This is a genomic window from Pseudocolwellia agarivorans (assembly GCF_002000085.1).
GTDB classification, from domain to species: Bacteria; Pseudomonadota; Gammaproteobacteria; order Enterobacterales; family Alteromonadaceae; genus Pseudocolwellia; species Pseudocolwellia agarivorans.
In genome coordinates this window covers 277,448-292,124 of sequence record NZ_MUZU01000002.1, presented here as the reverse complement: position 1 = coordinate 292,124, position 14,677 = coordinate 277,448, and the positions used below count along the sequence as shown (strand labels likewise).

Here is a 14,677-nt window from a genome sequence, read left to right as displayed (position 1 = left end):
GTTTTGTAGTTACTCAATTTTTTATGTTAAACGCAGCACATTAGCGTGTTGTTAGTTAACCTAAACGTTAATGTGCGCGTGTTTATTAGTTTGTATTACTGTTGTTAGTTGTTGAGTGCTTTTTGGCGCTTAAGAGATGCATAAGCACTAGCAAAATAAACGATAGTAAAAATGAAACAGTAATATTCAAATTGCACTTTGTTTGTGTCGTATATGTCCATCGTTGAGCTGAAAAACATAACTTGGGTAGCAAACGCGGTAATAATAAGTAACGAAACTGTTGATACCGCATTTAATATTTTGCTGATTGTGCTGGTATCTTCAACAAAGGGGGTGTCGTTTCGCGCTTGTTCTGCTTGATAAACAATAATTTGTTTTTGTTCAAAATTTTCAGCAGCAACTTCTTTTGTGTAGTCTTTATCTGCACCGTATTTTTTTGCTAATACGGTGTAAACAACAATACTGAAAATCCATGTAGGAATGAATAAGTAGTAGAACGACATAACATCTAAAATATTTAAGCCAAAACCGAATACTAAAGCTAAGGCCCAAGTTGCTATGGCTGGTACGCTGCGAGATATATTTTGATACTTAGCCCAGTAACGCGTTAAACCAATTTTTGGAAATAACACATGCTCAGCAAATACGATGCCGCCTACAGGAACAACTAATAAACCTGCGTAAGTTAATAGCGGTAACATTTGCGAAAATACAAAAGGGAAACAGGCTATAATAACAGTAACAACACCTACAATAGCGGTTGTTTTTTCGCGTGATTGATTAACAAAAATAGACTGTGCAGCTAAACCTGCGCGGTATAAATTAGCGTTAGCCGTTGTCCAGCCAGCAATAATAATTATCACAAAACCGGTTAAACCTAATGCGTGGTAAGCCACATCACCTGGATCTAACGAAGTGATGGTTGTTTTAAGTAATACGGCTGCACCAGCGCCCATAATACCTGCAGATATCCATGCTAAGTAATGGCCAAAGAACATACCAACACCTGAGAATAAACCGTAACTTTTACGTTTAGCAAAACGAAATATTGCCATGTCGATTAAACCAAAGTGAGTAATAGAGTTAGCTGCCCATGCAAAGCCGATAACTTCAAATAAGCCGATACCTTTTTCACCATCGCTGGTGAAGCCTGTCCAAATGGAGCTGTCGCCAATGGTAATAAAGTCGCTCCAACCACTAAGAGTTGTTGTGCCTAATACATGGTTAGATAAAGCAGGGAATAGGGTAAACGAACCGGCAATAAAAATAACAAATAACCAAGGGGCACAAATTTTAGAAAAGTCAGCTACCGTTGAAAAGCCATACATAGCAACAAACACCACGATAGATCCTACGGCGAGCACAATAGCGACAAACCAAAAACTGTTGGGGTACCAATTGAGCTGAGCTGGAATGTCGAACAAAAACCTAACCGCGGTGGAAGATACGGTGATCATGGCGGCAGATATTACGGAGAATATCACAACATTTGCCCAGTTATAGAGCTTGGTCATAGAATTACCCGCAATTTTATTGAGGTAATTGTATAAGCTTAAGCGTGTTTCAACAGCGATAGGTGCTGTTAATAACCACCAAGAACACATGGCTAATAAATTACCGATTAATAAACCCAGTAAAATATCAGTAGTTGCAGCGCCTAATGCGACGAAGGTTGCACCTATTACAAATTCAGTTGCGGCTACATGCTCCCCAGCATATAAACCTGCAAAATGTTTCCACCCATGCAATTTGTTTTTTGCAACTGGCATTTGTTCTTCATTTATATTACTAAATGAGTTATCTCTATGAATATTGGCCATTTTTTGCTTTCCTTCTATCATGGCTGTTAAATAAACAGTGCATGATATGTGTTTTGAAATTGAAACGTTTTATGAATAATATTTAACCGTTTCATCTTATTTTAAGTAGCGTTGTCCGCAGTTATAAACCAAGGCTTTAACTGTGGAGCTACTTTTTGGGACTTACTTTAATTACATGCTAAGTATGGCCTTGGCGGTATACTCATTTGTAATCAATGAATTTATTAATTTACCTTTAAGGGCTGCATGAATTGCTTTGACTTTATCGCTACCTGCAGCAATACCATAAACAGGTTTACTGGCATTAATGGTTAACGGAGAACTTACCACTCGCTCGTTGGTGGTATTGTTAAGGAGCTGACCATTTTTATCATATAACCAACTAATAATTTCGCCTTGTGCACCATCGTTTTTTACGCTTTCAAGCTCAAAGTCGTTAATAAAACCGTCTAATAATAAAGGGGAGTTTTCGGTAATTTGGCCTATGCCGACAAAAGTAGCGTCAGCTTGCTCAATTAAGCTAAAAATACTTTTTACGGGTTTAAGGCTGTGCAATATTTGTTTTTCTGCAACGGTTGATGCAATAACAGGAAGCGGCATCGGGAAGTGTTTAGCATTAACTTTATTGGCCATGGTTACCACAATATCAAAAGCTGAGGCTGAACCATCTGCCATCATATTACCTAATAATGAAACTATTTTGTGCTGCTGACATTGCATTGAAGGTAGCTCGTCGATACAAGCTTTTAATGCTCTACCTGTACCAAAAGCTAAGGTTTTAGGTGTGTCTGATTTTAAATAACGTTCTAATATAGTGGCTCCACACTGGGCTAAACCGTAACTAGAATTTGGGGCGTTAGGATCGCTCGGCACTATTTCGCATTCAAGTAAGTTAAATGTATCTTTTAGCTGTTGGGCTAATTCCATACATTCGGTAATAGGGTGCTCTAAACGTACTTTAATTAACCCTTCATTTACTGCAAGGGCAACTAAACGTTGTGCTGACTGACGAGAAACTTCTAACTTTTGAGCTATTTCGTCTTGTGTGTTTTTAGCTACGTAATAAAGCCAAGCAGCACGCGCAGCATCTTCTAAGCGTTTTAGTTCTGAATTTGATTTGTTATCCATAAGGATGCCTTTGTTTAGTTATTTTTATTTATTATTTTATTTTTTTGTGTGGCACTTAGTAATGCCTATCTAACTATTTATTTGCCATAAGTGTTGGCTGCAATGTTATAAACGTATCCCAATGTTGCATTACCGTAACGTTTGGAAACTGTATTGAAACCGCATGAGTTGCATCAGACATATGTAACCCACCTTCATAGTGAATAACTTGCATACCTGCAGATAAAGCGGCGGTTACTCCTGCCATGCTGTCTTCAATAACCAAACAATTTTCTGGTGCTACTTTCATTGTTTTAGCGGCATGCAAAAATAAATCAGGTGCCGGCTTACCATTTTTAACTTCGCTAGCGGTAAAAACAGTCTCTTTAAAAAAAGGTGTTAAGCCAACAAGACTTAATGCTTTTTCAGTACGTTGCGGGCTACTGCTTGTTGCTAAACAAAACGGTACGCTAAGCTGAGACAAAACTGTTTTAATACCTTTGGTGGTTTGTAAATTACTCTCAAACGCTGTTAATAGTGCAATACGGTATTCGTTTTCAAAATTATTGTGCAGCTTTACATTAAACGCTTTATGTATTTTTTCTTTTACGGAGCTAAAACTACATCCTAAAAAATGCTGTTGGATGTAGTTGATATTAATCTCTATACCTATGGTAGATAATTGCTCAATAAGTACCGTAGCGCTGATAATTTCGCTATCAATTAATACACCGTCACAGTCAAAAATAATCAATTCAATGTTCGCGTTCATGTTTTACCTTTTACCTAGTTTTTGTATAAGCAACTTAGCATAAAACTTCAGTGCATTTACACCGAACCACTTTAACGCAATTAAATATCTGTAATAAGCATCTGCTACCAATTTGGGCGTAAGCTCTAATGTTGGGCATAATCCCACCAAGAAAGTGCAATGTCAATCTTTTATCGTGTGATTTTTAATCAAAAGAAAAGTTAAAAAACCGTGAATGCAAGTAAAGTTATTTAATTTCATATGCTTAGTGTTTATTAAAAATATATTCATATTTGATCATTACAGGTTTATTTATGAAAAAAGATCCGTTTATTTTACTTTTTTGCACCTTTTTTGACATTTTTAACCTGAGGTTTGGCTCAAATTTTTAAATTTAAGAGGATATTTAACGTATAAAAAATTATTACTCTAAAAATTAAATTCTTAATTTATTGAATTTAAAGTGAAATATATTTTTAAAATTTATAAGGAATCTATTTTTTAATTATTATTGGTTGACGATATAAATTTGTTCTGGGAATATGCCCGCAAAAAGAGCTTGTGCTCAGTGGTGTTTGTGAAAATAAACAACAGAAGAATTCATACTGCCAAACTAAAAAATTAGGATAATAATGATGATTAAAACAAAACTAATGAAATCGACCCGTACTTTAATTTCAACCAGTATTTTGGCGGTTGGACTAACACATTCAGCAAACGCCGCAGAATTTTTTGATGGGAGAGTTGATGCTAAAGTTTTACTTATGCAAGGCTACCAATCAATAGAGGCTGACGCTGGCGCATTTGAAAATATAAACACAAATATGTCGTCAGGTTTTCAGCGTTTACGCTTTAACTTAGAGTTAGCTGTTAAAATTAATGATTATGTGACTGCTTATGCAGATCTTGGCGAAGAACCTAACGACTTTGGTTCAGACGACCAGTTTGAAATATCGCAAGATTTAGCTTATATCGATTTAGACATTCTAGGCCTAGCCGACAAAGCCGATGAAAATACGCAATGGTTATTTAGAGCTGGGAACATTGTTTCTACTGTATTTGATTATCGTGGCTATTCTGATGGGGCTGCAGTACAAAAAAATCCTCTTATTGGTAATTCACCTATCGATTTTGTAACGGCTGAATCAGGTATTCAAACGTTATGGTCGAAAAAAATCATGGGTTCTACTATTACTAAATTGAATGCTGATGTTGGACTTTCAGTACCGACTTTTTTTGAAGACTATGGTAGCGACAGGGGATATAACGTATTTGGTAGAGCATCTATTAATACCAATTTAGGTTTAGATGTAGGTTTAGGTTGGTTTGTGAGTGATTTAGGTGACCAAGTTGCTAGCCGAGAATTTGCCAATATTCAAACCGCTGGGCTTATTCAAGGTGATGGCGATAATTATAATTTTGTTTCATCAGGCACTAATTCACGTGATACTCATGCTGGATTACTACCCGGTTTAAATGCCAATATTTTACAAATAAATGCTCAGTACCAAGCAAGTGCTAGTACTTTATTAAGAGCTTGGGCAGGAATTGCGAAAGACGATTACAGCTTTGTAGACAGTAACGGTAAACAAACTGTAGCGAGTAAAGCGATAGGCTACCAAGAAATAGAAAGTAAAATTCATTACTATGCGATTGAAGCGACACAATACATAAAGCCAGAAAGTTTATATTTAGCGACGCGTTATAGTTCTATTACTAACGCAAGCGATGGTGTTTCAGGCGATAAAGATTTAACACGCTTTCAAGTCGGTTTAGGTTGGTGGGTAGCAAAGGGCACGTTAGTTAAAGCTGAATATGTTAAGCAGTCTGAAGGTAATGCCTCTGCTGGGCAAATAGGATCTGATTGGGATGGTATCACGGCTGAAATATCTGTGTTTTTTGATTGATTTTTAAAACTAAATTTTATTCAATTCAAAATTAATGTGATTGCTGCGTGAGCTTTATATCATGATAATTCTATTAAAAAATAACTGTAAGTTTCGCGTTCCAAGATAATTGACTGACTTGGAACTTGTGTATAGATGCAGAGATGTTTACTTTTGTATTTTGTTAAGAGGCACCAAAATATTTGTAACTTTAGCTGAACTCTGCATCTTTAGGTTTCATGGACAGAAAGTGAGTTAATATATTTTCCCGTGAGCATCTACTTTAGATACGTCAACTCGAGTTGGCGTTATTTTACCATTAACGATATCTTTACTGGCTATTGATAATGATTCAATAACTTTGTGCATAGAGTTCAAATCTAAGCTGTTAATGTCGTCTGACGTTTGATGATAATGTTGGTCTTTATCAAGTTGTGTACTACTAAAACTATGAGCAGGCACACCTAAACGCGCTAATGTTGCGTTGTCTGAACGGTAGAATAAACCTTGTTCAGGATATGGGTCGGTGAATATTTCCATATTGTGCGGTGCCAAACTTTTATTTAATAACTCGCCTAGGTTAGATCGCTCCATTCCTGTCATCCATAAAGTACCCGCACCAAATTTTGATGGTTTACCTATCATTTCAATATTTATCATAGCAACAACATCATCTGGGTTGAGTTGTTGAGATAAATAACGTGAACCGTAACCACCAATTTCTTCAGCAGTAAAAGCGGCAAACATTAAGGTTCTGGCGTTATTGCCTTGTTTAGCAAAATGTTCAGCTAAGTTAATAACGGCTGTAGTGCCTGAAGCGTCATCGTCGGCACCATTGTATATTTGTTTACCATCAGGCGTTGTGCCTAAGTGGTCGTAGTGCGCTGAAAACATAACAATTTCATCTGCTTTACTATTACCCGGTAATATACCCACTACATTCGTTAATGATTTTTTACTTATAGTGGTTGAAGCTTGAACCTGAATTTGTTCAACATCTGTTTCATTTGTTAGTACAAGTACAATTGCGCCTTGATGATCTTCCTCATTATCTTCTACCACAAGTTTAGTTAAACCACGGTTTAAAAATTGTTGGTACTTTTGAAAAATATCGTTATGTGCGGTATTCACTAAGATGAGATTTTGTCCGCCGGCATTATTCACCTTGCGCAGTAAATCTCTGAAGTTGTCTTTTTTACCTAAAATATGAGTTTTCATTGCTTTAGGTGTTGTCCATGTCAGATCTTTCATGGTGCTAGCTACGGTAATGTTATTTTTAGGTATTTCTTTACCATTTAAGCTGACTGAAAATGCACTGGGTGTAATACTGGTAATGGTAAAGGTTTGTTTGTAAGTTGATAAACCATTGAGGGGTTTTAGACCAATATCTGAAAAACGTTGGCCTATATAGTTAGCGGCAATATCTATTTCAGGCGAAAAGCTTGCTCTACCTTTTAGATCATCGCTGGCTAGGTAAGTGATGTCTGCTGTCATCTGTTTTTTTGAAATATTGTCAGCGAGTAAAGGTGCTGATAATAAAGCTAAACATGAGGTTATGCTTAAGGTTAAGCTACGTATTTTATTGGTTTTTAACATGTGAATTTGCCAGTTTTGAAAAGTAATGATGAGCTACTATTGAGCAAAAATAATAACTTTGCAACTACTGGCAATATATAGACTTGTTACCTGGTGTAAAGTGAGGAGTTGTTAAAGTAGTTTAGTGGTTTCAATCAGTAAGCTTTCATCACCCGCTGTTAACCATAGCTGACCATCTTGAATACTACATTGAAACTCCATTGTTCTTGATATTAATTGCGCTAGAGCCTCTGTTGTTTCTTCGCTGAATTGTTCAATCGATAATTTATCAAACTGGCGTAGTTTGCTTTCTGATTGTTTCCACCAAGTGTCAACACTGCTGCCATAGCAATACAGTTTTACTTGTTGTGATCTATTGCAGGCTTTTTTAATGCGTTTCTCGTCAAGCTGGCCTAGTTCAATCCATAGTTCTATTTCTTCAGAGTAATTGACTTGCCATATAGCGGCTTCGTCTTCATCACTTACGCCTTTGCCAAATTGCAGGTTTTCATTGGCATTTAATATAAAGGCGATTAAACGAACCATCATACGAGAGTCTGTTTCGGAAGGATGTTGAGCAATGGTCAGGTTAATGGTGTCGTAATAGTTACGGTCCATATCTGATAAATGAATTGTTGCTTTGTTAATTGTTGCTTTTAACGCCATGTTTAGTTCATCACATTTTTTGAATGAGTAATTATACTCTGTATTTGTCTTATACCAAACGCATTAATGAATTGACCTATTTTATACGAAGAATAAATGGTCAAATACACAGGTTCACCGTTCCCGACGGAACCTAAGCACCTACGTCCTGTAGGCGAGGCATTTATTTTAATAACTAGTTGTTCTAATTATTAAATAAATAACGATGTAATTGGCCATTTAAACAAGTATAAATGATCAATTGGTTATTGCGATTGGTATTACTATACCTAAATTATCTTAATGTATATTTGGATATATTGAGTATAAGCATAATTATTGTGCATTGACGCTGGTATATGTTTACAGTTGATGTATTATTATGTTCTTAGTTGACACTTGTGTCAGGTTTTTGCTCGTGTTTATTTGTGATATTCATATAAATATATTTTAACTCTTTTAGGTGATGCGTAATGTCTATTAAATCTTTTATTCCTGTACCACGTACTTTAATGGGACCGGGTCCTTCTGATGTAAGTCCGCAAGTTTTGTCGGCTTTATCTCGTCCGACTATTGGACATTTAGATCCTCTTTTTGTTGGAATGATGGACGAAGTTAAGTCGTTATTACAATATGCTTTTCAAACCAGCAACCCTTTTACTATCGCTTTATCAGCACCTGGTTCAGCAGGTATGGAAGCATGTTTTGTTAACTTAGTAACGCCTGAAGATACGGTTGTTGTATGTGTCAATGGTGTTTTTGGCATGCGAATGACCGAAAATGTTAAACGCTTAGGCGCTAAACTTGTTGTAGTAGAAGGCGAATGGGGCAGAGCCGTTGATCCACAAGCGCTAGAAGCTGCGCTAAAACAAAATCCAAACGCTAATTTTGTCGCTTTTGTACACGCAGAAACATCAACGGGTGCATTGTCTGACGCGAAAACTTTATGTCAAATAGCTCAGCAACATGATTGTTTAACAATAGTTGATGCAGTTACTTCGTTAGGTGGTGTTGAGTTACGTGTTGATGAGTGGGGCATAGACGCTATTTATTCAGGCAGCCAAAAATGTTTGTCTTGTGTGCCGGGTATTTCTCCTGTGAGTTTTAGTGAGCGTGCCACTAAAATTGTGCAAGAAAGAACAACACCTGTACCTAGTTGGTTTTTAGATCAGTCTTTAGTGATGGATTATTGGTCGGGCGAAGGCAAGCGTTCATATCATCATACCGCACCCGTTAATTCTTTGTATGCTTTGCATGAATCGTTACTTATGCTTAAAAACGAAGGGTTAGAAAACAGCTGGGCTCGCCATGCTAAACAACATAAGGCACTTGCCGCTGGCCTTGCTGACTTAGGCATTAGTTATATTGTTCCTGAAGATGAACGCTTACCTCAGTTGAACTCTGTTTATATTCCTGATGGCATTGATGACGCGAAAGTTCGCTCTTATTTACTTGAAGAGTACAACTTAGAAATCGGTGCCGGTTTAGGTAAGTTTGCCGGTAAAGCTTGGCGTATTGGTTTGATGGGATATGCAGCGCGTAGTGAGAATGTCGCGTTATGTTTAGCGGCGTTAAAAGATGCATTAAGCAAATAAATACTGAGTTATACAACTAAAAAAGGTTGGCGTAATGAACATGCCAACCTTTGTTGTTTTTAAATGACTTATATTTGAAAGTTAAGTTACTCTTCGTTCGCTTCTCTTATACGCTCTAATCGATTTTGCTCTTCTTCAAATGCGGCTTTTATCTCTTCTAATACGGTATCTACATCAGCAGATTCTGTACTTTCAGTAAATAGGCCTGTTAATTCTGTATCAGGCGTAAGCTCACCATCTTCATATAATGCCCACATTTCTTGAGCATATTTACTTTGTGCTAAGTCAGGTGCGTATTGAGCGTAATAGGTTGTCATGTTTTCAACATCACGTATTAACATGCTTTTTGCGTTATTATTTGACGAGGCATCTACGGCTTGCGGTAAATCAATAATAACAGGGCCGTATTCATCAACTAACACATTAAATTCTGATAAGTCACCATGCACAATACCTGCACACAACATGCGCATAATATAAACCATAACAACCGCGTGATCTTCGCGGGCTTGCTCTGCATCCATGGTTATGTCGTTTAATCTGGGAGCAACACTACCCTCATCGTCGGTAATAAGCTCCATAATTAACACACCGTCAAAACATCCGTAAGGTTCAGGCACTCTGACGCCAGAGCTAGCTAATAAATAAAGCGCATCAACTTCTGAGTTCTGCCAAGCTTCTTCTTGCTGGGCTTTACCATATTTAGAACCTTTTTGTATGGCTCTTGCTCGACGGCTATTTTTACTTTTACGACCTTCTTGGTATTGCACGGCTTTTTTAAAGCTGCGTTTGTTTGCTTCTTTATAAACTTTAGCGCATTTTACTTGATCGCCACAGCGCACCGTATATACGGTGGCTTCTTTGCCACTCATGAGTTGGCTAAGTACTTCATCAACGATCCCCTCATCAACAAGGGGCTGTATGCGTTTTGGTATTTTCATGGCGCTTTTATACCTTACTTACGGGCAATTTGGAATAGCAGATCATTTTCTTATGCATTTATATTCGCAGTTCCTGATAAATTAGGGAGGTAGTTGTCATTTTATTATATCACTTTAATAAGGTGGTTAAGCAATTGTTGTAAATAATGAAAAAGCTGACAATTATGTAGGTTTTTTTAGTTATAATACCGACAAAGTATGAATAGAGTATAAAAATTTGATTGAACAATGGGTTGGTACGATTAACGGTTATTTATGGGGAAGTGTGCTTATATACCTCTTAAGTGGTTGTGGAATATGGTTTACGCTACGTTTGAAAGGGCTGCAATTTACGCATTTTTTTCACATGTTTACCTTGTTAAAGTTAAGTCGTTCAAGTTCTAAAGAGGGTATATCTTCTTTCCAAGCTTTGTGTACATCGTTAGCGGCTAGAGTGGGAACCGGTAATTTAATGGGGGTTGCTGTTGCTATTACTTTAGGTGGTGCTGGCGCTGTATTTTGGATGTGGTTAATTGCGTTAGTGGGAATGGCAACCGCTTTTGCAGAAAGTACATTAGGCCAGCTGTATAAAGAGAAAGACGAACATGGAAATTTTAGAGGTGGCCCCGCGTATTACATGCGTAAAGGCTTGAACAGTAAAGCTCTCGCTATCACATTTTCATTATGTTTATTTTTTGGTTACGGTTTTGTTTTTAGTTCGGTTCAAGCTAATTCGATTACTGATGCTTTTTATGGCTCGTATGGTTTGGACAAACTCACTACAGGTATTGTTATTACCATTTGCGCGGCTTTTATTATATTTGGTGGTTTAAAGAAAATAGCGCGTTTTGCTGAGTTTACTGTTCCTTTTATGGGCGTTGCATACTTACTTGTGTGTTTGTATGTAATAGCAATAAATATTACATTAATTCCTAATATTATTGCTGATATCTTTGCCTCTGCTTTAGGTTTAAAAGAAGCCGGTGGCGGGCTTGTAGGTGCTGCTATTGTGCAAGGTGTTAAGCGAGGTTTGTATTCAAACGAAGCAGGTATGGGTAGTGCGCCCAATGTAGCAGCTGCAGCTTCGCCTAATCCTCCTCATCCAGTTGCTCAAGGGTATATACAAATGTTGGCGGTGTTTTTTGACACCATTGTTATATGCTCATGTACTGCGTTTCTTATTTTACTTTTTAAAGATACGGGGTCACAGGCACAAGGTATTCAATTAACGCAACAAGCTATGGCGTTTCAAGTAGGCGGTTGGGGAAGTGATTTTATTACCTTTGCAATTATGTTATTTGGTTTTACTTCCATTGTGGGTAATTTTGCTTACGCTGAGAATAATCTTAAATACTTAAATTTAGATAACTTATATGGTCATTCATTTTTAAAAGTAGGCTTTTTAGCCATGTTAGTGTTTGGCTCTGTTGCAACCTTACCTGAAGTGATTGCTTTAGCGGATCTTTCTACAGGATTAATGACAGTGTTTAATGTTATTTCATTGATCTTACTGACTAAGGCTATTGCAATGGTAACTAAAGATTATCATCAGCAAAAAATGCAAGGTAAGATACCGACTTATTGTCCGTCTGAAAATGAGCATAAAAGTCTTAATTTAACTCGAGGTATTTGGCAGAAAGATAAGTAACCTGTTGCTTAGATAAACTGTTATAATCCGCGAAAATTGAACATGTGTTCGAAAATTATTAGTGTATATTTGGTGAAAAAATGAGTGTTGATGCAATTGGCTTATCGGCTAATTTATTAAAAGCAGTAAAGGCGTGTGGTTATAAAAATTTAACGCCAGTACAGCAACAAGCTATTCCTGTTATTCGTACAGGCGTAGATTTATTAGCTAGTGCTCAAACGGGTACAGGTAAAACCGCTGCTTTTAGTTTGCCTATTTTAGATGCGATTAGTCGTAATATTAAAGACGACACTCAAGTTACAGGTCAAACGATTAAAGCGTTAATTTTAACGCCAACCCGTGAACTTGCAGCACAAGTTGCCAAAAATATTGAAACGTACAGCCAATTTTTACCCATTAAATCGGGTGTAATTTATGGTGGTGTAAATATGCCACCTCAAAAAACAATGTTGAAAAATGGGGTCGATGTTTTAGTGGCAACACCTGGTCGTTTACTTGAGCATTTAACTGAGCGTAGTGTTGATCTTTCGCATGTTAAATATTTAGTGTTAGATGAAGCCGACCGTATGCTTGATATGGGTTTTTTAACTGATATTGAAAAGCTTATTGAAGCAATGAAACAAAAACATCAAACCTTAATGTTTTCAGCTACCTTTTCAAACAAGGTTAAAACACTTGCCAAACAAGTGTTAAGAAACCCTAAAACATTAGAAGTTTCTCGCCAAAATTCTACATCAGGTAAAGTAAAACAATCAGTTTATTGGGTGTCTGAAACACGTAAACGCGAACTTTTATCTGAAATTATTGGTGTAAATAACTGGAAACAAGTACTTGTGTTTGCAGGTACAAAAGAAAGCGCAAATCTATTAGCTAAAGAGCTAAAACTCGATGGTATTAAAGCCGCACTTTGCCATGGTGATAAAACGCAAGGCGCTCGAAATAGAGCGTTAGAGGAGTTTACCGAAGGTAAGGTGAGAGTTTTAGTTGCAACGGATGTTGCTGCACGAGGTTTAGATATTGTCGATTTACCTTACGTTGTTAATTTTCATTTACCGTTTTTAGCTGAAGATTACGTACATCGTATAGGTAGAACTGGTAGGGCAGGTAAATCTGGTACGGCTATTTCTTTAGTTAGCCCAAAAGATGAGCGCTTTTTAGAAAATATTGAAGAGCTAATTGGTCGTAAATTTGAGCGTATAGTGGCTCCCGGTTATGAAATAGATAGACCATTACCCGCGCAATACAAAGAAAGCTTAGATGCGCCAGTTAAGAAAAACCGCTATCAAGCAACTCAAGATAAAAACCAAGCGATTGCTAAAAAGAAAAAAGTAAAACCAGCCGTAACTAAAAAATACAGCAAAAAAATACAGAAGAAACGCTAACGTTTTCTTATTTAAATCATTCAATGTTAAGGGGTGTTACTTAAACTTATGAATGTTGATTATTGTTTAACAGAAACACCTTTTGAATATCGTCATTTTTGTTGGTTTTGTGGAGAGCCCAAGCATTTATTGTTTGGTTTTCCACATAATAATTGGCTGGTATTTAATTGTCCTCATATCCCAATTCAGATCCCTAGCTGTAAAGAATGTTATCAATTCGCTTATTCAGCTAAAGTCGATAGCATTTGGCAAGTTCATGTACATGTTAAACAGCAATTAATGAAGCATTATCATAAAGACCTTGCTATCGGTTTAAACTGGACAAAAGAAGAGTTAGAGAATAGTGGATTTGAAGGCGGTACTTTTGATGGTTTTCAAAGAAGTGCGTGGTTTATGTACGAAGTTGCAAAAGGTCGAGTTAGCTATAAACCTTGGCCTCTTATTGTTAACGGCGTTACATTAGAGTACATAGATGAAAAAGAAACCTTTTACTTTGATGGGATGCGTTACCCTACAATTGATGATGCAATTAACCATTATGTAAAAATATTTGATTTAAATCTTAATTTCTTTAAGCAAGTATTAGCCAGAGTCGGCGATGCTAAGTTTTCTCAAGCGATTAGGTATTCACGAATATACATAGGAGCTACACCACAAGAGCAAAGAGCGGCGTTAGCGGATATATCTATTAATCTTTAAGTGTTTAAACCTTTTCTAATATTTTAATCACTTTAATTTCCTTACCTTCTAATCGAACAAAATAATGTGTCCATATTTTTTTTCTATATTTTTCAGAATAAAGAATAACTTTGAACTCACCTTCTGTTGGGCTAGTGAGCTTTATATCGTATATCTCTTTTATTTCAGACTCATCTTCAGGGTAGTTAGCAATTTTTTTAAGAAAGTAAATTAAGTTTTCATTATCAAATGACAAAATAAAACCATGTACGCTAGAACCAACATTAAATTCTAGAGTAAAATCTTTTGACAAAACAGCGTAAAAGTCTTGCATGTTTTCGTTATTAATTCTGTTAAGTTTTTGGCTAAAAAAATGTATTTTTTCTTTACTTAATACGGTGTTGGCTTCTTTAGCAAAGCTCACATTAAGAAAAAGAGTAAAGAATAGAGAAATGATTATCCCATAAGAATATTTCATATAAATCCTTTTTAGCTGAAATTTTCGGCCATTTTATCAGATAGTTATTTATTTAAATAGCAGCATAATCATTCGAGAATAATGAGGTAAAAAAGCGATATTAAGAAAAGGGTAAAGTAAGGGGAATAGTTAAGTTCGCTAGCGCTCATTAACCATTTAGTTGTGTGTTATACCCGTTGCCAATCAAGATGC

General features: G+C 36.5%; 12 protein-coding genes. 5 read left to right on the top strand and 7 right to left on the bottom strand.

All coding sequences use genetic code 11. The features are described from left to right. Nucleotides 1-104: 104 nt before the first annotated feature. From B0X80_RS04300 to B0X80_RS04290, 3 genes are all read right to left on the bottom strand, one after another. Entirely contained in the window at nt 105-1,820 is a 1,716-nt protein-coding gene (locus B0X80_RS04300; protein ID WP_077338575.1) for a purine-cytosine permease family protein, read from the bottom strand. A 171-nt stretch (nt 1,821-1,991) separates the two neighbouring features. Continuing rightward, the gene (locus B0X80_RS04295; protein ID WP_077338574.1) at nt 1,992-2,948 is read right to left on the bottom strand and encodes a sugar-binding transcriptional regulator; all 957 of its coding nucleotides are present in this window, start codon (nt 2,946-2,948) and stop codon (nt 1,992-1,994) included. A gap of 73 nt (nt 2,949-3,021) precedes the next feature. Next, the gene (locus tag B0X80_RS04290; RefSeq protein ID WP_077338573.1) at nt 3,022-3,699 is read right to left on the bottom strand and encodes an HAD family hydrolase; all 678 of its coding nucleotides are present in this window, start codon (nt 3,697-3,699) and stop codon (nt 3,022-3,024) included. Between the two features lie 611 nt (nt 3,700-4,310). Between B0X80_RS04290 and B0X80_RS04285 the strand changes: the two genes are divergently transcribed. Then, nucleotides 4,311-5,585, top strand: a complete 1,275-nt coding sequence (locus tag B0X80_RS04285) for a hypothetical protein (protein ID WP_139345289.1) — start codon at nt 4,311-4,313, stop codon at nt 5,583-5,585. A 234-nt stretch (nt 5,586-5,819) separates the two neighbouring features. Here B0X80_RS04285 and B0X80_RS04280 read toward each other — a convergent pair whose 3' ends face one another. Next, nucleotides 5,820-7,160 (bottom strand): M20/M25/M40 family metallo-hydrolase, encoded by a 1,341-nt coding sequence (locus B0X80_RS04280; RefSeq protein ID WP_077338571.1) that lies wholly within the window; start codon nt 7,158-7,160, stop codon nt 5,820-5,822. A gap of 111 nt (nt 7,161-7,271) precedes the next feature. Beyond that, nucleotides 7,272-7,805, bottom strand: a complete 534-nt coding sequence (locus B0X80_RS04275) for a YaeQ family protein (RefSeq protein ID WP_077338570.1) — start codon at nt 7,803-7,805, stop codon at nt 7,272-7,274. A gap of 452 nt (nt 7,806-8,257) precedes the next feature. On the opposite strand from B0X80_RS04275, the gene B0X80_RS04270 reads away from it, so the two are divergent. Further along, nucleotides 8,258-9,379 carry a pyridoxal-phosphate-dependent aminotransferase family protein gene (locus B0X80_RS04270; RefSeq protein WP_077338569.1) on the top strand — a complete coding sequence of 374 codons (1,122 nt, stop codon included), beginning with the start codon at nt 8,258-8,260 and terminating at the stop codon, nt 9,377-9,379. Nucleotides 9,380-9,465: 86 nt separating this feature from the next. Here the strand turns inward: B0X80_RS04270 and B0X80_RS04265 are convergent, their stop codons facing one another. Further along, nucleotides 9,466-10,320, bottom strand: coding sequence for a PA4780 family RIO1-like protein kinase (locus tag B0X80_RS04265; protein WP_076419012.1), 855 nt, complete (start codon nt 10,318-10,320; stop codon nt 9,466-9,468). Between the two features lie 217 nt (nt 10,321-10,537). Here B0X80_RS04265 and B0X80_RS04260 point away from each other — a divergent pair, with 217 nt between their 5' ends. From B0X80_RS04260 to B0X80_RS04250, 3 genes are all read left to right on the top strand, one after another. Then, nucleotides 10,538-11,947, top strand: a complete 1,410-nt coding sequence (locus B0X80_RS04260; protein WP_077338568.1) for an alanine/glycine:cation symporter family protein — start codon at nt 10,538-10,540, stop codon at nt 11,945-11,947. An 80-nt stretch (nt 11,948-12,027) separates the two neighbouring features. Beyond that, on the top strand, nt 12,028-13,329 hold the full coding sequence (locus B0X80_RS04255; protein ID WP_077338567.1) for a DEAD/DEAH box helicase: 1,302 nt from the start codon (nt 12,028-12,030) through the stop codon (nt 13,327-13,329). A 48-nt stretch (nt 13,330-13,377) separates the two neighbouring features. Next, a complete protein-coding gene (locus tag B0X80_RS04250) occupies nt 13,378-14,028 on the top strand; it encodes a hypothetical protein (RefSeq protein WP_077338566.1) in 651 nt (216 codons plus the stop codon). A 4-nt stretch (nt 14,029-14,032) separates the two neighbouring features. Here the strand turns inward: B0X80_RS04250 and B0X80_RS04245 are convergent, their stop codons facing one another. Continuing rightward, nucleotides 14,033-14,485, bottom strand: coding sequence for a hypothetical protein (locus B0X80_RS04245; protein ID WP_139345288.1), 453 nt, complete (start codon nt 14,483-14,485; stop codon nt 14,033-14,035). Nucleotides 14,486-14,677 lie beyond the last annotated feature (192 nt).

What these genes read in the sequence shown, in the direction of transcription:
- B0X80_RS04285 (WP_139345289.1), top strand. Translation starts at nt 4,311, where the DNA reads ATGATGATTAAAACAAAACTAATGAAATCGACCCGTACTTTAATTTCA.
- B0X80_RS04280 (WP_077338571.1), bottom strand. Translation starts at nt 7,160, where the DNA reads ATGTTAAAAACCAATAAAATACGTAGCTTAACCTTAAGCATAACCTCA.
- B0X80_RS04275 (WP_077338570.1), bottom strand. Translation starts at nt 7,805, where the DNA reads ATGGCGTTAAAAGCAACAATTAACAAAGCAACAATTCATTTATCAGAT.
- B0X80_RS04270 (WP_077338569.1), top strand. Translation starts at nt 8,258, where the DNA reads ATGTCTATTAAATCTTTTATTCCTGTACCACGTACTTTAATGGGACCG.
- B0X80_RS04250 (WP_077338566.1), top strand. Translation starts at nt 13,378, where the DNA reads ATGAATGTTGATTATTGTTTAACAGAAACACCTTTTGAATATCGTCAT.
- B0X80_RS04245 (WP_139345288.1), bottom strand. Translation starts at nt 14,485, where the DNA reads ATGAAATATTCTTATGGGATAATCATTTCTCTATTCTTTACTCTTTTT.
- B0X80_RS04290 (WP_077338573.1), bottom strand. Translation starts at nt 3,699, where the DNA reads ATGAACGCGAACATTGAATTGATTATTTTTGACTGTGACGGTGTATTA.
- B0X80_RS04265 (WP_076419012.1), bottom strand. Translation starts at nt 10,320, where the DNA reads ATGAAAATACCAAAACGCATACAGCCCCTTGTTGATGAGGGGATCGTT.
- B0X80_RS04255 (WP_077338567.1), top strand. Translation starts at nt 12,028, where the DNA reads ATGAGTGTTGATGCAATTGGCTTATCGGCTAATTTATTAAAAGCAGTA.
- B0X80_RS04295 (WP_077338574.1), bottom strand. Translation starts at nt 2,948, where the DNA reads ATGGATAACAAATCAAATTCAGAACTAAAACGCTTAGAAGATGCTGCG.
- B0X80_RS04300 (WP_077338575.1), bottom strand. Translation starts at nt 1,820, where the DNA reads ATGGCCAATATTCATAGAGATAACTCATTTAGTAATATAAATGAAGAA.